At 45.6% G+C, this 23,134-nt stretch carries 1 protein-coding gene; it reads left to right on the top strand.

Going from position 1 to position 23,134, the window contains the following annotated elements:
• Window positions 1-382: 382 nt before the first annotated feature.
• Window positions 383-23,134 (top strand): DUF7507 domain-containing protein (locus tag G460_RS23185; RefSeq protein WP_026955829.1); only part of this gene is annotated, 22,752 nt, incomplete at its 3' end.

Here is a 23,134-nt window from a genome sequence, read left to right as displayed (position 1 = left end):
GCGATGACTTTTCATGATACACAGAAGACTCTTGCAAAGAAAAGGGTTTAGTGCGGGATATGTACCGATATTGGCCCATAGAACTGTAAGAATTTATTCGGAAATATGGGTCGATATTCCCATCTGGCTATCGTGATTTTTTGAAACGGTGTTTTACTGAAAATACCTTTAAACTATAATACAAACCCTTTCTTGTTAATTAATTGTGTAATAAAATATAGGTATAATAATATTTTGAATTTGCTTCAAAATAAAATATGACCGATATTCAACTTGATTAGAGATATACTCCTCGACTCTGGCTACCAAATCACATTTTAAGCTTGAATTGAGGGAATTAAGGGATCAAAATTTTCTGTTTGGTAGATATTTACTTTGGCATATGAACTATTTTAAAGGGGTAGCAGTCTTTTTTTTCTTTGTTGCTACTACTACACAATTGTTTGGCTTTTCTGGAGGAAGGTGGAATGACTTAAACCCTATTATAGAAAGAGGCTCTTCTTTTGAAACTATAGGAGGAATCAGTACCGCTTCTATTGGTAAGGGTCGGGCTAGTAGTTTCAAGGAATTTTTTGATCTAAAGTCAGCCAATTCTTCAAGTCCACTCGCATCAGGTGTTCATAAAGATGCTTTCTTGCCTGATTTGACCATTGATCTTTCGGTTAGCAATTCTAATCCTTTCATAGAAAGTACTGTTACGTTTACAGTCAATCTGTTGAATGATGGACCTGACCTGGCTACAGGAATCAATGTCGCGGCTTTGCTTCCCTCTGGATATGTCTATCAGTCTGACAATTCAGCTGGTGCGTATAATTCACTTACCGGTAGTTGGACAGTAGGCGACTTAGATCCCGCTGAATCTACCTCCTTGAGTATTACAGCTCAGGTCATAGATACTGATGATTATGATTTTACCGTCAATGCTACATCGGCAGAGGATGATGAAAACGGGGATGATAATTCTGACAGTATTTCCGTAACTCCCGTTTTCATTTCGGATTTATCGGTCGATAAAACAGCCTCCTCTAATTCACCCGAGGCAGGTAGCCAGGTTGTCTTTACCCTAGAAGTGGGAAATATAGGTCCCTATGAAACACAAAATGTCATAGTCAAAGATCAGTTGAGAAGCGGCTACACATATATCAGTGATAATAGTGGGGGGAGCTATGATCCAGGATCAGGGAATTGGACAGTGGGTTCCTTGGGAGTTGATCAAACTGAAAGTATAGAAATCACGGCCTTAGTCAATGGAACCGGCGATTATGAAAATACAGCAACTGTATCCAGTGACCAATATGATGGGAATAATTCCAATAATCAGAGTTCAGTTACCTTAAATCCTGTTCCACAGGCTGACTTATCAATAGCAAAATCAGTCAATAATGGAGCACCAGAGGTAGGATCAGAGGTGACTTTTACAATTACGGTTTCAAATAATGGGCCTTCTCCGGCTACCGGAATTACCGTGTCTGATCAGCTACCAAGTGGCTATGAATACCTTTCAGACAATCCTTCTCAGGGAAATTTCGATTCTGGCTCTGGCAATTGGACGGTAGGAGATCTGGCATCAGGTTCATCCGCTACATTGGCCATTTCCGCCCAGGTACTGGAGCCAGTCAGTGGAGCTAACTACGAAAATCAAACCTCCATCACTTCGAGCAATGAAAATGATCCTGATTCATCAAATAATTCAGCCAGTGAAATAACGAGTCCTGTTTCCAATCCAAGTTGGACATTGACCAAAAGCAGCACTAGCACTTATGGAAATCCAGGCGATGAAGTTGACTTTACAATCATTATAGTCAACACCGGAAATGTCTCAATATCCGATGTAGAGATCTCTGATGATTTGGCCACTTCAGGTCCAACGTATAACTCAGGAGACGATGGGGATACTATTTTGGAAGTCGGTGAAAGCTGGACTTACACAGCAAGCTACGAAGTCACTCAAGAGGATATTGACAACGGAAGCGTGACCAACACTGCTTCTGCCTCAGGAAATCCCACAGCTGGAAACCTCGAAGATGCTTCAGATACCGAGACTGTCAATGCGACCATGAATCCGGCTTGGACTTTGACAAAGACTGCAGGGCAGACTGATTTTGACGCAGTAGGTGATGTAATTACTTACACGATTTCAGTTGAAAACACAGGAAATGTTTCCATTCTGAACCCCATAGTATCCGACCCTGGAGCCGATTCTGCTCCTGTTTACTCCTCTGGTGATGACGGAGATGGGATATTGGAAGTGGGAGAAATATGGGTATTTACTGCATCTCACACAATTAGTCAAGATGATTTGGACAATGGAACTTATTCCAACGAAGCTACCGCATCTGGCGATCTAACAACAGGTTCTATTGAGGATACTTCAGGTCAGAATTCAGTATCAGCTATCCAGGAACCTTCGTGGACATTGACCAAAACAGCCAATGAATCCGAGTATGTCAATGCCGGAGACCAAATTACTTATTCAATTGAAGTAGAAAATACAGGAAATGTGTCCATCCGCAATGTGTTGGTTACGGACCCTCAGGCTACTTCTGCTCCAGCCTATGTGTCGGGTGATACTGACGGAGATTCTGAATTGGACCCGGATGAAACTTGGGTCTTCACCGCCAGCTATACGGTCACACAAGAGGATGTAGATGCAGGATCCTTTACAAACAATGCGACAGTGAACGGAGACCCTGCAGGGGGAATTCTGGATCCTGCCTCAGATGGAGAGACTGTCCCTTCCGTGCAAACTCCTGATTGGACTATTTCCAAAACAAGTAATACTGCTACCTATAGCAAACCTGGAGACAAGATCACCTACACTATAGTGGTGGAAAACACAGGGAACGTGACCATCGAAAATGTAGTGGTAACAGATCCTCAAGCCACTGCCGGACCTACCTATAAGTCGGGTGATACAAATGGTGACCAACGATTGGATGTAGGAGAGACATGGACCTATACTGCTGAATATACCGTCACTCAGGAAGATATTGACGCTGGTTCTTTTGAAAACATAGCGGGTGCCACTGGCGATCCTGCTGGAGGCATATTAGAGGAAGTTGATGACAATGAGTCTGTTCCTGCTACACAAACACCAAAATGGAGCATATCCAAATCTGTAAATGAAGGTGGATATGGCGAGATTGGTGACGAATTGACTTATGATATTGTACTTTCTAATACAGGCAATGTCTCTATTAGTAATGTAGTGGTCAGTGACCCTCAGGCTACTTCAGGTCCTACATATGTGTCTGGAGACGATGGCAACAATACTTTAGACGTTGGAGAAACTTGGGTCTTCACGGCCACTCACATCATCGATCAGGATGACTTGAACGCCGGTGAATTTACCAATGAAGTAACGGCCTCTGGCGATCCTGCAGGTGGCGATCTGGAAGATGCGACAGATGATGCGTCTATAGTAGGTTCCCAAAACCCTAAATTCTCTATCAGCAAAACCGTGGCGGAGTCAGGTTATGATGAAGCTGGGGATGAGTTACACTACACGTTGGTCATAGTGAATACGGGTAATGTTACGCTTTCTGATGTGGTAGTGACTGACCCTAAGGTTGGTACATCTGATGTGTTTGCAGAATTCCAACCTGGACAGACGATTTCCTTCGATCTTACCTATACCGTCACTCAAGAAGATGTCGACCGGGGTACATTAGAAAACACAGCTACGGCGACAGCTACTACCCCAGGCGGTGTGACATTTAGTCTAAGTGATTCAGAGATAATCAAAGCCTCCCAAACTCCTAAAATGGAAGTGACAAAATCTGTCGCCAATACGGATTACACTACCGTAGGAGAAGAGTTGAGCTACACGATTATTCTGGAAAATACTGGAAATATCACCATCAATAACCCATCTGTGGATGATCCTACCGCCTCATCTGGACCTACTTATGAGTCGGGAGACCTAGATGAGGATGGAGTTTTGGATGTAGGTGAGTCCTGGACATACAGTGCGACATACATCGTTACACAAGACGATATTGACAATGGCAGCTATACCAATGAAGTTACGGCCACAGGTGATCCTGCGGCTGGAACTTTAAGTGATGAAACTGACGAGGTGACTGTCCCAGCTATCCAGCTTCCAAGTTGGACTATCGAAAAGACCGCTACAAACAATCCTAAAGAATATACCGAAGCTGGTGAAGAGATCACCTATGAAATAGTAATTGCCAATACAGGGAATGTATCTATTAAAAGTGTGGATGTCTTTGATACTGGAGCGACCAATCCGCCAGTTTATTCTTCAGGAGATACAGACAGTGACCAGCTATTGGATGTCGGGGAGACCTGGACATTTACCGCCAGTTATATTGTCACCCAGGAAGATCTGGACAATGGAAGTCATGAAAATACAGCTGGAGCCAATGGCATCTCTTTAGGAGGCAATCTGCCTGATATAGCAGATAGTGAGATTGTACCTGCCAATCAAATGCCAGATTGGGAAATTACTAAAACACCTTCTAGTGAAACCTATACCAATGCCGGGGAAGTCATTACGTATACTTTTGAAGTAGAAAACACAGGAAATGTATCCATATCCGATATCGCTCTGACTGATCCTCTCACAGGCGAGCCAGACTATGTATCTGGAGATACCAATTCCAATGGCAAACTGGATCCCGATGAAATTTGGGTTTACACAGCTCAATACACGATTACCCAGGAGGATATAAATAATGGGTCTGTGACAAACGACGTCACATCTAGCGGTACTCCTGCAGGAGAGCTGGATCTTCCAGATGCCACAGATTCCAATACCATAGACGCTATTCAAAACCCGGAAATTTCTTTGGATAAATCCGTGGACAAAGTCAGCTATGACGATACGGGAATAGTATTGAATTATACCATTACTGTCCGCAATTCAGGGAATTTGAGCTTGATTGACGTGGCTGTTACGGATGATTTGATCGATTTAGATGAAAATGGTCTTACTCTTGAACCAGGTGAAGAACTCACCTATTCAGGATCAATTACTGTCACACAAGAAGATTTGGACAGTGGCTCGATTACCAACACTGCGACTGCCACTGGGAAGGATCCAAACGGGGAGGATGTCGAGGACTCCGATGCCACAGAGTCAGAAGCAGACCAAAAACCTTCCATCGATGTCAATAAAGCCTTGACTAGTGATGGATATGTCGAGGCAGGTGATGTCCTAGAATACACTATTACTGTCACCAATACCGGTAATGTAACTTTGACTGACGTCGAAGTAGTAGATCCGCTGACAGGCTTGTCGGAGACTATTCCAAGTGTGGCTCCTGGAGAAACCATCGTGTACACTACGAGCTATACAGTGACAGTCGATGATGTGGATAACGGCTCCGTGACCAATGATGTCTCTGTAACAGGTACTGATCCTAATGAAGAGGAAGTCACTGATACAGATTCACAGACCACCAATGGAGCTGAGTCAGACGAGCTGACAGTCATCAAAAATGTTCAGGAATCAGGGTATTTTGAAGCAGGTGATGTTTTGACGTATACCATTTTGGTAGCCAATACGGGTAATTCCACTATAAATGATGCGTCAGTAAATGATCCATTGACTGGGATGACCGAAGATATTGGGACACTGCAGCCGGGGCAGGTAGTAACCTATACCACTACCTATACGGTGACCCAAGAGGATGTAGATAATGGCACTATTGAAAATACAGCTACAGCTAGCGGGACCAATACAGGTGGGAATGATGTAGACGATGAGGATACAGAAATCATTAATGGATCTAAAAATCCAGAACTCACTGTCAATAAAACCCATACATCAGGCGAACTGGTAGAAGGTGAAGTGCTGGAATATCAGATCATCGTGACTAATACAGGCAATGTGACGATCACGGATGTCCAAGTCACAGATCCTAGCACCGGATTGGATGAGAATGTAGGGGACCTGGCTCCTGGAGAAACGGTGACCGTCACCACCACCCACACGGTCACAGCAGATGATGTGGCACAAGGTACTTTTGTCAACGTCGCCGAAGCCTCCGGAAAAGACCCAGATGGCAATGACATAGATGATTCTGACAGTGCAATTGCTGGAGGAGGCACCTATAGTCACCTGGATATTGAGAAAGACGTCCAGCAAAATGGCTATAGCGCAGCTGGACAAGTGCTGAACTATACGATAGTGGTGACTAATCGTGGCAATGATGCATTGACCGATGTACTGGTGACGGATCCGTTGACTGGTTTGAGTACAACAATAAATTTAGAATCCAAGGAGAGCCAGACTTTCAACGAAACTTATACCGTCACTCAAGAAGATGTGGACAAAGGCTTTATCACTAATACAGCCACGGCCACGGGACAAAATACCGAAAACGAAACACTCACAGACACAGCTACTGAACGTATCAATGGTGTCCAAACTCCTCAGCTTACTGCTGAAAAAGAAGCTGTTCAAGGTGGATATAAGTCTGAAGGAGACGTCATTCAATACAACATTTTGGTCAGAAACTCTGGCAACGTCACCATTTTCGACACGGAGATTGAAGATCCACTGACAGGATATACGCAAGAAGTGGCGACCCTTTCTCCAGGAGAAATTGTCACTATCACTGAATATTATACAGCGACACAAGAAGATTTGGATGTAGGCACGATCACCAACACAGTTACAGCTGCTGGGGAAGATTATTATGACAATCCAGTCGATGCGCAGGCAAGTGAAGAGCTGACAGGAGCTAGAAATCCCAAATTGCTTTTAACCAAATATGTGGAAGAGAGTACCTATTCTAGTACGGGAGAGGTACTGCATTATACCGTGGTCGTCACCAACACAGGAAATCTGACTGTTTTTGATACTGAAGTGACAGATCCGTTTTTGGGATTCGTGGATGAAATTCCTGAACTAGCTCCTACAGAGTCGGCGACATTTACATTCACTCATACGATCACTCAAAATGACCTGGATCGTGGCAATATTTTGAATACAGCTGGCGCAGTAGGCAAGGATTACAATGGATCACTTGTGACAGCGGGTGGTGCGGTGAACATTCCTGCCAATAGAATGCCTGAGTTGACCGTGACCAAAGTGGCAGATATCACCGAATTTGATGAGCCTGGGGTTGAAATTAATTATTTGATCACTGTAGAAAACTCTGGAAATATTACGATCGCAGACCTGCTGGTAAATGATCCGAAGGCAGCTACCGGACCAGACTATATCAGTGGAGATGAGTTGGAGGATGGAGTTTTGAGTGTGGGAGAAATCTGGACTTACGAAGCTACCTATACGACTACACAAGCTGATGTTGACAGAGGAAGATTTGACAATACAGTGACCGCACGCGGTCAGCAAGCTGGTGGTGGACCTATCGAGGCTAATGGCGACGAAAGCGTGTTGGCTATCCAGACTCCTAGCTGGACTTTGGATAAGAGAGGTATCAATAATCCAAGTACCTATAGCTCGGTTGGAGAAGTTTTGAACTACAGCATCACCCTAGCCAATACAGGGAATGTGTCTATCAGCAATGTCAACCTACAAGACCCGAATGCTACTACTGGACCAAATTATCTGGCTGGCGATCAAAACAATGATAATGTTTTGGATGTGGGAGAAACTTGGACCTATACGGCGACCCACGTCATTACTCAGCAGGATATCGACAATGGATCATTTACTAATACAGCCACAGCCAAAGGCAATCCGGCAGGAGGCAGTATTCCAGATCTAAGTGATGGAGAGACTACCGATGCCATCCAAAATCCTGAATGGACTCTGACCAAAACAAGTACGACTACACCGAATAGTTATAACAGCCCCGATGATATTTTAAATTATTCCATTGAGCTGAAGAATACCGGAAATGTCACTATAGCAGATGTGAGCTTGTCAGATCCGTTTGTAGCTGAGGGGCCTACTTATCGTAGTGGAGACGTAGACGCTGACGGTAACTTGGATGTGGGCGAAACATGGATCTATGTGGCAAAATATACCACGGATCAAAATGATGTGAACGTAGGAGAATTCCAGAATATCGCTACAGCTACTGGTACTCCAGCAGGAGGCAGTCTGGCAGATGCAGTGGGAGATGAGATCGTTCCTGCAGTTCAAAATCCACGCTTGGAAGTCACCAAGTCTGTTCAAGAAAGTGGCTATACAGCAGTGGGTGAAGTTCTTCACTATGATATTACGGTAGAAAACATAGGAAATGTCACTGTCTATGATATTACAGTTTCAGATTCTAAAACTTTACTAAGCACCACCATCGATGAGTTGGCGCCGGGAGAAAGTAGGGAATACCAAGAAAGCTATACGGTCACGCAAGAAGATGTGGACCGAGGTGAGATAGAAAATACTGCTGATGCTACCGGGCAGGACCTTTTAGGAAATACAGTTCAGGATGCTGACACTGAAAATCTCAATGGCGCGCAAAATCCGCAAATCACTATTGATAAATCAGTAGCACAAAATAGCTACATCAATGCTGGGGAAGTGCTGGATTATACCATTGTGGTGACAAACACAGGCAATATCACCGTCTTTGATATGGAGGTGACTGACCCTTTGACTGGGTTGACCGAAAATGTAGCCACTTTCTCACCTGGAGATCAAGTGACCTATGAGGTGACATACACAGTCACTCAGGATGATGTGGACAATTCTAAAATCGATAATACGGCCGTTGCAGAAGGGCTGGATTTCAATGGGAATACAGTAAGTGATGAGGATCTCGAGCGAATTACCAGTGTACAGAATCCATTTATTTCTTCCTCCAAATCTTCCCCTCAATCTACCTACTCCTTTGTGGGCGAAGTGATCAATTATGAAATTCTGATAAATAATACGGGTAACGTCTCCTTCTATAATATGGAGGTCAACGACCCGAAAGCAGAAATTACAAGCGAAAATCCAGTTCCAATCATAGTTGCTGGGACCACAGCCACAGTCACAGCAGTGCATACAGTCACACAAGCTGATCTAGATGCCGGCTCCTACACCAACCAGGCTTCTGCAAATGGAGCTCTGAAAACAGGAGTTCCAATTTCCACTACTACTAATCAAGTCAGGCTTAATGCTGTTCAAAGTCCATCTATGACAGCGGTCAAAGCTACTTCTACTGCGGATTACGATGAAGTAGGGGATGTAATCGAATACACAATCGTAGTAGAGAATACTGGAAATGTGACCTTGAGTGATATTACTATCACTGAGCCAAAAGCTGTCATTACTTCCGGTAATCCTGTTGTCACGTTGGCACCTGGCAATACAGCTACGATCACTGCGGAGCACGTAGTGACTCAGGCCGACTTGGATGCAGGATTCTATAGCAATCAGGCTTCTGCCCAAGGCAAAGACACCAACAATGGCAATGTGGATGCTATTACCAATGAGGTGACAGTTCCGGCCATTCAGAATCCTTCCTTGATCACATTGAAGCGATCCACTACCAGCAGTTATTCATCTGTAGGTGATGTAATCAATTATGACATCATCGTGAGAAATACCGGTAATATCACCTTGACCAATATTGTGGTAACTGATCCAAAAGCTGTAGTTACCAGCGGAAGCCCAATTGCTACCTTGGCGCCTCAGCAAAGTGCTACAGTCACAGCGGAGCATGAAGTGGTGCAGGAAGATATAGATGCAGGAAGCTACACCAACCAGGCAACTGCAACCGGTCAGGACACCAATAGCGAAGATGTCACCAATATCACCAATGAAGTCACCGTACCGGCAATTGAAAGTCCAGCTATCACGATAGAGAAAACAGCGATCACTCCAAACTATACTGAGAATGGTGATGTGATATCCTATCAGGTGACCGTGACTAATACCGGTAACGTCACCTTGACAGATGTAGAAGTGACTGATCCGCTGACAGGGATGAATGAGCAGTTTACAGATTTTGCTCCTGGAGCTTCTGAAGTATTCACCACCACCTATACCGTGAATCAGGACGATGTGGATGCGGGTTCTGTCAGCAACACTGCCTCTGTCATAGCCACTCCTCCGACTTCCAGCGGAATACCTTCTGTGGATGATAGTGACGATGAAATCGTTGAGGCGATTCAGACACCTTCCATAGAGCTGAGCAAATCTCCTGATCATTCCACATACGAAACAGTCGATGAGGTGATCATCTACACGATCATAGTGACCAATACAGGAAATGTAACCTTGACCGAGGTCACTGTAGAAGATCCATTGACTGGTCTTGATGAGAGTGTGGGTACTTTGGCACCAAATGAAAGTGCGACTTATACCAGTAATTATACAATTACTCAAGATGATCTAGACAATGGTAGCGTGTCTAATACCGCGATTACTGCTGGTTTGGATCCTAATGAGGAGCAGGTAAATGATACCGATAACGCGTTGATTCAAGCGCTTCAAAATGGAGACATTACGCTTACCAAAACAGCCGACCCAAGTGAGTTTGACTCACCAAATACGGTAATCACCTATACCATCGAGGTAGAAAACTCAGGCAACCTGACCTTGGTAAATGTAAATGTGACTGATCCACTTACTGGGCTGGACGAGACAATTGATACTTTCGCCCCAGGAGATGTAGAGGTGTATACGACCACCTACACGACTACGCAGGCAGATGTCGATTCCGGATCTATCCCAAATACAGCTACTGCGATAGGGCAGACTACTCAGGGTGTGGATGTCACCGAATCTGATGATGAATTAGTGACTGCATTGCAAAGTGCATCGATCGAAATTGTAAAAACTTCTTCACCTAAATTCTTCAACGCCGCTGGCCAGCAAATCACCTATACCCTTGTGGTCACCAATACTGGAAATGTGACGCTTTCGGATGTGGAAGTGGAAGATCCGCTGACCAATTTTGATGAACTAGTCGGAGAAATGACCCCAGGTGAAAGTGTAACCTTTACGACCACTTATATTCTTTCGCAGCAGGATGTGGATAATACCAATTTGGTAAACACAGCTACGTCTACAGGAAGTACACCTTCAGAAGATGAAGTTTCTGATACAGACAATGCACGAATTTATGTCATCGGAAGTCCAGCGATAGAGTTGGAAAAAACTGCCTCCCCGCTGACATTCGATGCGGCAGGTGAGGTGATCACCTATACCTTGGTGGTGACCAATATTGGAAATGAAACGCTAACGGATGTTACGATTACCGATCCTCTTACAGATACGGATGAAAACGTAGGTTCTTTAGCTCCCGAAGAAAGCAAAACAGTCACAGTCACCTATGACGTTACCCAAGATGATTTGGATCAAGGATTTGTGACCAACATCGCCACTGCTACAGGTATAGATCCTGATGACGATATCATAGAAGATACAGATGATGCCAAAGTGCAGGGTTTGAGAGCCGGTGCTATTGGTATTGACAAGACTGCCAATCAGCAGACCTTTGATGAAGCAGGGGAGGAATTGACCTATACTATTACCGTCACCAATGAGGGTAATGTGACCTTGACCGATGTGGAAGTGACTGACCCATTGACTGGACTGACTTGGGACATCGGTGAAATGGCCCCTGGCGCAAGTGTTTCCACTGTAACAAGCTATACAGCCGATCAAGATGATCTCAATGCAGGAGGAGTGACTAATACGGCATCTGTGGAGGGTACTACTCCATCAGATAAAATAGTATCAGATAGTGACAATGCATTCGTGTTGGCCCGAAGATCAGGTGCTATCAGCTTGGACAAATCACCATTGCAGCGCTTCTATTCAGAGCAGGGTGAAATTATTGAATATAGTCTGGAAGTCACCAATACAGGAAATGTCACCCTGACGGATGTGGTAGTGAGTGATCCACTGACTGGTTTTGATACCACTATTGAAAGCATGGATCCTGATGCTTCCGAAACTTACACCGTGTCCTATACCGTGACTCAAGCTGATGTAGACCGAGGAGCGATTCTCAATGTGGCCACTGCCACTGGTCTGACGCCTGCTGAAAACACCGTTTCAGACAGTGATAATGCCATCGTGCTATCCAGAAGATCTGCAGCTGTTTCCATCACCAAGGATGCTGATGTGCAGACTTACAATGAAGCAGGCGATGTGATCACTTATACATTGGTGGTATCTAATATCGGAAATGTCACCTTGACCAATGTAGAGGTGACTGACCCACTGACAGAATTCACTACTACCATCCCAACCCTAGCTCCTAGTGAAAGTGAGGAATTCAGTACCTCCTATGTCATCACACAAGAAGATGTGGATAATGGAGAGCTTCCAAACACAGCCTCGGTAGCAGGTACTACTCCGGCAAATCTTACTGTACGAGACTCTGATGATGAGTTGGTCAAAGCCATTCAGAACGGAGAAATTGCAGTTTCCAAGACTTCGGATGTTGCTACTTATGACGAAGTCGGTGACCAGATCACTTATACGATTGTTGTAGAAAATACCGGCAATGTCACCTTATCCGATGTCGAAGTTCTTGATCCATTGACCGGTATGGCTGAGGATGTGGAGGAATTGGCACCAGGTGAAAGTGTGACATTCACAGAAGTATATACAGTCAATCAGGCTGATCTCAATGCTGGTCTGGTGGAAAACACAGCCACAGGTTCAGGGATCACTCCTAAAGGTGAAGCGGAAGAGGATGATGATTCTGCTACCGTGATGGCGATCCAAAATGGAGAATTGGAAGTGGTGAAATCTGCTGATAAGCCTACCTTCTCTGAGGCAGGAGAAATCATCACTTATACCATCGTAGTGACCAATACAGGGAATGTGACCCTGTCTAGAGTATATGGTGTGGACAACAATACTGGTTTGAGTGCATTTATCCTCACCCTACAGCCAGGTGAATCCAAAACCTTCACTGAAGCTTATGCAGTCACACAAGATGATATGGACAATGGATTTGTCTATAATCTGGTAGACGCCAATGGGTATACTCCAGATGGTGGACAGGTTGCAGACTCCGATGATGTTACTGTTTTAGGGCTTCAAAATCCAGACATTAGCATCACCAAATCTGCCAATCCTAAAACCTACGCTACTCCAGGCGAAGTCATTACGTATACCTTGGTAGTGGAAAATACTGGAAATGTGACACTGGATGAGGTGACACTAAAAGATCCAAAAACTGGCTTGACTAGAAATATTGGAAGTCTTGCTCCAGGTGAATCCAGCACGCTCACGCCTACTTACACTATCACTCAGGCAAATGTAGACGCTGGTAAAGTGGATAATGTGGCTGAAGTGTCCGGTGTAGCTCCGGATAACAGTAGAGCAGAGGATTCGGATGATGAAACGATCACAGCAATCCTTGATCCTGAAATCACGATAGAGAAGTCTGCCAATGTATCTGACTATGATGCTCCTGGTGATGTGATCAGATATACCTTGACTGTGACTAACACTGGAAACGTGACGCTTACGGATGTTTCGGTAACTGATCCACTCACTGAGCTCGCCGTCAACGTAGGTACTTTGGCTCCGGGAGAATCTACCGATGTCAGAGAAAACTACACCGTCACTCAGTCTGATATCAACAATGGTTCGATTTACAATCAGGCTACGGTAACGGGTAACACTCCTCAAAATACTCAGGTTACCGATCAGGATGACTTGACCCTAGATGCCATTCAGTTGTCCTCTATTGAGCTAGTCAAAGAAACCACACAGACTACCTACGATCAGGCTGGAAATGTGATTTTCTATACGCTTACGGTGACGAACACCGGGAATGTGACGCTGACAGATGTGACTGTTACGGACCCTCTGACTGGATTGACTTACAATGCAGGATCTTTTGCTCCAAATGAATCCAAGTCTGGACAGACTTCCTACACAGTCACTCAGGCAGATATGGACAGTGGAGAAATCCTCAATACCGCTACAGTAGTAGGTGTTGATCCAAATGATGTAGAAGTCAGCGATGAGGATGAGGTCATCTCCAAAGCCAATCAGATCGGTGGAATAGAAATTACTAAATCTGCCTCTCCAAAAATCTACACGGCTGCTGATCAGGTGATCACTTATACATTGGAAGTAACCAATGTTGGGAATGTGACACTGACCGATGTGGAAGTAACAGATCCTTTGACTGGATTGACGGAGACCGTTTCGGTATTGTTGCCAGATGAAACCCAGCAATTCCAGACTACTTACACTGTGAGTCAGGCAGAAGTGGATGCAGGATCTGTGACCAATATTGCTACAGCTATAGGTGCCACTCCATACGATGAAGTGGTGGAAGATACCGATAATGAACAAATCGTAGCTGTTCAAAACGGTGCAATCGAAGTGACCAAAACTTCTAATCCTAAGTTCTACGATGCGGCCGGTGAGGTGATCACCTATACTATTGTGGTGACTAATATCGGAAATGTGACCTTGACGGATGTAGAAGTGACTGATCCATTGACAGCCTTCGATGAGTCTGTGGGGACTTTGGCACCGGGTGAAAGTGAAACTTTCACAACCACCTACACCTTGACTCAAACCGATGTAGACAATAAAAACCTGGTCAATACAGCCACAGCTACGGGAGTCACTCCAAACGATGAGACGGTAGAAGATACTGACAATGCAAGAATATTTGTGATTGGTGAGCCGGCCATAGAGCTGACCAAAACTGCTTCTCCTCTGACATTTGATGAAGCCGGAGAAGTGATCACTTATACGCTTAGCGTGACGAATATTGGAAATGTCACTTTGAATAATGTGACTATAATAGATCCGCTTACAGGTACCGATGAAAATGTGGGCGCTTTGGCACCAGCCGAAAGTACTTCCATCACGGTGACTTATACCGCAACGCAAGATGACTTGGATCAAGGCTTCATTGCCAATACGGCAACAGTGGTCGGTGCTGATCCAGATAGCGATCTGGTAGAAGATACGGACAATGCGCGCGTGCAAGGGTTAAGGTCCGGCGCAATTGGAATCGATAAAAAAGCTAATCAATTGAGCTTTGATGAGTCAGGAGATGAACTTACTTACACGATCACGGTGACCAACGAAGGGAATGTGACCTTGACGGATGTAGAAGTGACCGATCCATTGACTGGTTTGACTTGGGATATAGGGGAGATGGCTCCTGGAGAGCAGGTGTCTACAGTGACTTCCTACACAGTGGATCAGGATGATGTGGATGCCGCATTGGTATTGAATACAGCCACTGCTACAGGGCAAACTCCTTCTGGAAATACAGTAACTGACTCTGATGATGCGAGAGTATTGTCCAGAAGATCAGGTTCTATTTCTATCGATAAAGCTCCTCTGCAAAGGACATTCAGTGAAGCGGGCGAGGTAATTGAATATACTTTGACTGTGACGAACACTGGAAATGTGACCTTGACAGATGTGGAAGTGACGGATCCATTAACTGGATTTGACAATGGTGCTGCGCTTACATTGGCACCGGGCACTTCCGAGACGTATACAGTTTCTTATACTGCTACCCAAGCAAATGTGGATGCTGGATTGATTGTCAATCAGGCTACCGCTACAGGAATTACACCGCCAGGTAGGACTGTCACAGATACAGATAATGCAGTAGTACTCTCTAGAAGATCAGCAGATATTGAGCTGACGAAAGTGGCTGATGTAGAAACGTATGAAGCGGTAAATGACCTGGTCACCTATACACTCACAGTGACTAATACTGGCAATGTAACTTTGACAGATGTGGAAGTAACGGATCCGCTGACAGGTTATAGTACTACTATTCCTACTTTGACTCCTGATGAAGTTCAGACTTTCACTACTGTGTATACCATTACTCAGGAAGATCTGGACAACGGAGAACTACCAAATACTGCTTCAGTGACGGGCACCACCCCAGCGAATCTCACCGTGAATGATACGGATGATGAACTGGTCACAGCTATCCAAAATGGTGAAATCACTCTCACCAAGTCTGCTGATGTGGGTACATATGCAGCTGTCGATGATGAAATCACCTATACCATTGTGGTGGAAAATACTGGAAACGTCACCTTGACGAATGTCGAAGTCTCAGATCCGTTGACAGGATTGACGGAAACTATTCAGACATTGACTCCTGGAGAAAGCAGAACCTACACCGCTGTGTATGCTGTGGATCAAAGCGATATAGATGTAGGTCAGGTAGAAAATACAGCTAGTACTACTGGTGAGACACCTGCTGGGGAAATCGTGGAGGATGATGATACGGTAGTGGTAGAAGCAACTCAAACGCCAGCTATAGATTTGGTGAAAGAGGCAGACAAATCCACCTATTCTACTGCGGGTGAAGTAATCATCTATACGGTAACTATCACCAATACCGGAAATGTAACGCTGAATACGCTGGAAGTGACGGATCCACTGACTGGAGCAGATGAGCCGATTAATACTTTGGCTCCGGGAACAAGTCTTTCTAAAGACTTCCCGTACACGGTCACTCAGGCAGATGTGGATAACGGACAAATCGATAATACCGCTAGTGTGACGGCTTTGGATCCAAAGGATGAAGTAGTAGAAGATAGTGATGATGTGACCGTCGATGCTATTCAGCAGGGTGAAATCGAGCTGACTAAAACTGCCAATGTATCCACTTACGATGAAGCAGGAGACTTGATCCGATATACAGTAGTGATTACCAACACAGGAAATGTCACCTTGACTGATGTGAATGTGACGGATCCATTGGTAAGCTTGGATGAAAGCTATCCATCCATGGCACCAGGTCAGAGCTATACCTTGACCAGTCGCTATACTGTAACGCAGGCAGACGTGGACAATGGACAAATCGACAATACTGCGAGCGTTACTGGTAATTCTCCGAATCCTGCAACAGTCTCGGATGAAGATGATGTGACGGTGATAGCCGAGCAAAGTCCAGCTATTCTCTTGGAAAAAGTCGCAGATGTTTCCACCTACGATGAGGCCGGTGATGTGATCACCTACACGCTCACGGTCACCAACACAGGAAATGTTACTTTGGCGGATGTATTGGTAACAGACCCATTGACTGGTATGAATGAGAGTATTCCGTCTCTTGCACCAGAAGAGGCAGTGACCTTTACCACCTCATACACCGTAGTTCAGTCTGATGTGGATAGCGGCTCTGTGATAAATGATGCAAATGTCACAGGCACTCCGCCGACAGGTCCGGATGTGACGGATGAAGATGCTGTAGAAGTGACCGCATTGCAGAGTGGCTCCATTGAGCTGACCAAAGCAGCAACTCCAAGAATATTCGATGCACCGGATGAGGTGATTACCTATACTTTGGTGGTGACCAATACCGGTAACCTTACTTTGACGGACTTGAATCTAGAGGATGAAATGCTTTCTCTGGATGAAGATTTTGGTCCTTTGGTTCCGGGAGAGTCGGCAACGTTTACCCCGACCTACACCACCACTCAAGCAGATGTGGATGGAGGTAGAATCATCAACACCGCCACTGTCACTGCAAATACTTCAGTAGAAGAAGGATTGACTGATACTGACGATGTTACCGTGTTCCGTAGAGGTACTCCTGGCATTGAGATCCAAAAAACAGCTTCGCCAAAAATATACGAGCGAGCAGGACAGGTGATCACTTATACCTTGACAGTGACTAATGTGGGTAATCTCACTATAGACGATGTCATCATTACTGATGAGCTTACAGGTTATTCCGAAAATGTGGGTACACTGGCTCCAGAAGGAATCGCAATCCGTAATACCACTTACACTGTCACTCAGGCGGATGTGGATAATGGAAGTATTTCGAATGTGGCGACTGTGGAAGGTACTGCATCCAATGATAAAGTAGTCACTGATCAAGATGAAGAAAAAGTAACTGCTTTGACAGCTGGACTATTGAGTATCGATAAAACACCAAGTCCGAGATTGTATAGAGAAGCAGGTGACGAGATCACTTATACCATTGTCATTCGCAACAGAGGAAATGTCACCTTGAATAATGTGGAGGTTTCTGATCCACTTACTGGAATGGATGTGGCCGTGGGTGACTTGGCTCCGGGTGCCAGCAAAACATTCACCGAGGTCTACGCAATCGAGCAAGCTGATGTAGATGCTGGTTTTGTAAGAAATATCGCCACAGCTACAGCTATCACTCCAAAAGGAAGAGACTTGAATGTCACCGATGGTGCAATTGTCGTAGCCTTGAGAAATGGTTCGATAGATATCCAAAAAACTGCGGATGTCTCCACCTACGATGCAGCTGACGATGTGATCCCATATACCCTCGTAGTGACCAATACTGGTAATGTGACCCTGACGGATGTGACAGTGGTAGATGCTCAGACCTCGCTCAATGAAAATGTGGGTGCATTGGCACCTGGAGAAAGCGCAACTCTAACCACCACTTACACCATTACCCAAGCGGATGTAGACGCAGCGGCTTTTGAAAATATAGCCACGGTAACAGGAATCACTCCAGCTGATAGAACCGTGGAGGCCATGGATGATGAGGAAGTGACCGCCATACTGAATGGTGAAATAGACATAGAAAAAGAATCGGATATCAGCACATACGATGAGGTGGGGCAGACTGCCAATTACACCATCACAGTGACCAACACTGGCAATGTGACCTTGACCAATGTAATTGTGAAGGATCCATATACCGGATTGGATGAGGTAGTGCCTACTATGGCTCCTTCTCAAACAGTAAGCTATACCACTTCTCATGTGATAACCCAAGAGGATCTTGATAATGGTTTCTATGAAAATATAGCCGGCACTAGAGGTACAACTCCTCAAAATGTGAATCTGGTAGATATCGATACAGTACAAATCGAAGCAATTCAAGAGCCATCCATTGTACTTGAAAAATCTGCAGATGTAGACACCTTCGACGAAGCAGGAGATGTAATCGAGTACATGGTGGTAGTGACTAACGATGGAAATGTCTCGCTCGATGATGTAGTCGTAGTCGATCCGAAAACTGGTTCAAGTAGGGATTTCGGAACCTTGGCACCAGCTGAAACCGCAACTATATCAGTAAGCTATACTGTGACACAAGCGGATGTCGATAGGGGCTCCTTAGAAAACGTCGCTTCGGTGACCGGCCAAACCCCTGATGGAGGTGAAGTAGAAGATGACGATGAATTGATAATAGATGGTATCAAAAATCCTTCTTTGACCATTGAGAAAACAACGACTTCGATAACTTATGTAGAAGCAGGAGATGTACTCGCATACACCTTGGTAGTGACCAATACTGGCAATGTGACTCTCACAGATGTGACGGTTGAAGATCCGCTTACAGGTCTGACTGAGAATGTAGGCACTTTGGCACCGGGAGAGACCGCCACAGTGACGACGACTTATACTGTGACTCAGGCGGATGTGGATGATGGAGAAGTTACCAACATCGCGACAGCGACAGGCACTGATCCAGACGGAGGAGAGACCGACGGCACAGACAGTACGGTTACGCCTGGTACGCAGACCCCAGGTCTGACAGTGACCAAGGAAGCCAACGTGGATGAGTACGATGAAGCAGGGGACGTAATTCCATACACCATTATCCTGACCAATTCAGGGAATGTCACCTTGACCAATTTGAACGGCATGGATGATCTGACCGGTTTGACCAGAAACTTTGGGATCATGGCTCCTGGTGATACCTATACTGTGACCACCTATTATACTGTGACACAGGCTGATGTTGACAATGGCTCCATTAGCAACTATGCGACAGCGACAGGTACTGACCCTGACGGCGATCCTACAGACGGAGGAGACGGAGCGGAAGTGGATGGCATTAAAAATCCTTCTTTGGAAGTGATAAAAGCTACCAATGCGACTACCTACACGGAAGAAGGTGAAGAGATCAAGTATGGAATAGTGGTGACCAACACAGGTAATGTGACCCTGACCGATGTGACGGTAGAAGATCCATTGACAGACCTAATGGAGGATGTGGGCACCTTGGCACCGGGTGAAAGCGCCACGATCATCACGACCTATACGGTGACCCAGGAAGATGTGGACAATGGTACGATCAGCAACTATGCGACAGCGACGGGCACGGATCCGGATGGTGGAGAAACAGACGGTGGAGACGGTACCGATGTAGTTGCCACACAAAATCCAGCAATAGCATTGGTGAAAACTGCGGATCAAAGCACCTATGATGAAGCGGGAGCTGTGATCAACTATACTTTGGTAGTGACCAACACGGGGAATGTGACTTTGACTGACGTGACTATTGAGGATCCATTGACTGGACTCGATGAGACTGTGGGCACAGGCACATTGGCACCAAATGAAGCAGCCACTATCACGACCAGCTATACGGTGACACAAGCTGATGTGGATGCAGGTAGCCTGAGCAATACCGCGACGGCAACCGGACTTGATCCTAATAGCGATGAAGTAGTCGATGAGGATGAAGTGATGCTTACCGCAGATCAAAGAGGCGAGATTGACATCGATAAGTCTTCTGATGTGACAGGCTATGATACACCGGGAGATGTCATCACCTATACCTTGGTAGTGACCAATACCGGCAACGTGACTTTGGATGAGGTGATCGTTCAGGATCCATTGACCGGTTTGGCTGAAAATGTCGGTTCACTGGCACCTTCCGAAGTAATAACTCTGACAGAAAGCTTTACGATCGATCAGACTCATATTGATGCAGGAGAAGTAGATAACACAGCTACTGTAGAAGGGCTTACTCCGGAAGAAGAGACGGTCAGTGCAGAAGACGACGTGACAGTACTTGCACTGCAGGCGGGAGCGATAGAAGTGAGAAAAACAGCTTCGCCAAGAATCTACGATGAGGCTGGAGACTTGATTGATTTTACTTTGGTCGTGACCAATACCGGCAATGTGACGCTGACTGGAGTGGCCTTGGAAGATCCATTGACTGGCTATTCTGAAAATATCGGCACGATGGCACCGGGTGAATCACTGACCTATACCACTTCTTATGAGATTGTTCAGCAGGATCTGGAAAACGGAAGTGTACTGAATACAGTCATGGTGGAAGGTATGGCACCGGACAATTCCATCGTGGAAGACGACGACGATGTACGAGTCTTTGCCGACGGCGAACCAGGCATTGAGATCCAGAAAACGGCTACACCACTGACCTATGATCAGGCGGGTGAGACGATCACTTACGAAATCATCGTGAGCAATGTGGGCAATCTGGAACTATATGATGTGGAGATCACAGATCCTCAGGTGATAGATGCACCTATCACATTGGCCACCCTGTCGGTAGGTGAGTCAGCTACCTATTCTCTGAGCAGAGATGTGACCCAGGATGATGTCGACAACGGCTTCTTCAGAAACATTGCTTCTGTCACGGCACATGATATAGACGAAGCAGAAGTAAGTGATACAGATGATGCGATCGTGGTGGCCAGAAGGTCTGCAGGACTGGAGATCACTAAGACTGCGTCTCCGAATCTGTATGATGAAGCAGGAGATGAGATCACGTATACCCTAACCTTGACCAATACCGGAAATGTCACTTTGACTGAAGTGCATGTGGTGGATCCATTGACAGGATTGGATGCCGTGATTCCTACCTTGGAGCCGGGCCAAAGCTTGGACAGAACGACTGTTCTGACCGTGACGCAGGAGCAGATGGATTCAGGAAGAATCCTCAACAATGCAACAGCAGAAGGGAAGACACCTGCAGGATTGACGCTGCGCGACAATGACCTAGCAGTGGTGCTTGGCAGAAGAAGCGGAGAGATCAATGTGGAGAAAACAGCTAATGATACAGACTTCAATACAGAAGGCGATGTGCTGAGCTACAGCATCGTGGTGACCAATAGCGGCAACGTGACTCTGACGGATGTGACAGTTGAAGATCCATTGACCGACATGGAAGAAGACATAGCATCCTTGGCGCCGGGCGAATCTCAGACTTATACGACTTACTACACCGTGACTCAGGATGATGTGGATAGTGGCGAGGTAGTGAACACAGTGACAGCGACCGGAAGAACTCCGATCAACCGCACCGTGACAGATATGGACGATGCATTGGTAGAGGGTACTAAGGAGCCGGGATTGGCAGTTGTGAAAACGACCGATGCTACAGAATATGTCGAAGTGGGCGAAGTGATTCCATACACCATCGTAGTGACCAACACAGGTAATGTGACGCTCAGCAATGTCACCGTGGATGATGATCTGACCGGCTTCTCCAACAATGAAGGAACACTGGAGCCGGGCGAAAGTCTGACCGTGACGACTGATTATACAGTCACTCAGGCCGATCTTGACAATGGCAGCATTACGAATTTGGCTTCTGCTACCGGTACGGATCCAGATGGCGGACAGACTGATGGCGAAGACGGAACGACAGTAGAAGCTATTCAGAATCCTGATATCACAATAGAAAAATCAACTAGCGCCACTACTTACGAAGAGGTAGGCGAAGTAATCCCATATACCTTGGTAGTGACCAATACTGGCAATGTGACTCTCACAGATGTGACGGTGGAAGATCCTTTGACGGGATATACTGAAAACTTTGGTACACTGGCTCCAAATCAAACTCTTACTACCTCCACTAGCTATACTGTAACGCAAGCAGACCTAGATAATGGAAATATTGTAAATAGTGCCACTGTTATTGGGACAGACCCAATAGAAAATACTGTGGATGATGAGGATGAGGTTCAGGTAAATGCAATTTATAGCCCTGCATTATCAGTTGACAAAGTCGCTGAAGTAGCAACGTATGCCGAAGCAGGAGACGTGATTCCATACAGTATTGTGGTGACAAACACCGGAAACGTAACACTCACGGATGTTACAGTTGAAGATCCGCTTACTGGCCTGACAGAGAACGTAGGCACTTTGGCACCTGATGAAACAGCTACAGTGACGACGACTTATACCGTGACGCAACAAGATGTGGACAATGGAGAAGTCACCAACATTGCGACGGCGACAGGCACTGATCCGGACGGAGGCGAGACAGGCGGTACAGATACAGTGATCGTACCGGGCATAGATGCTCCGAGCCTAAGTGTTGACAAAGTTGCTGAAGTAGCAACGTATGCCGAAGCAGGAGATGTGATTCCATACAGCATTGTGGTGACGAACACCGGAAACGAAACTTTGACCGATGTTACAGTTGAAGATCCGCTTACTGGCCTGACAGAGAACGTAGGCACTTTGGCACCTGATGAAACAGCCACAGTGACGACGACTTATACCGTGACACAACAAGATGTGGATAATGGAGAAGTC

It is taken from the genome of Algoriphagus vanfongensis DSM 17529 (assembly GCF_000429465.1).
GTDB lineage: Bacteria > Bacteroidota > Bacteroidia > Cytophagales > Cyclobacteriaceae > Algoriphagus > Algoriphagus vanfongensis.
The sequence above is the reverse complement of the archived record's forward strand: the minus strand, read 5'-3'. Positions and strand labels throughout refer to the sequence as shown.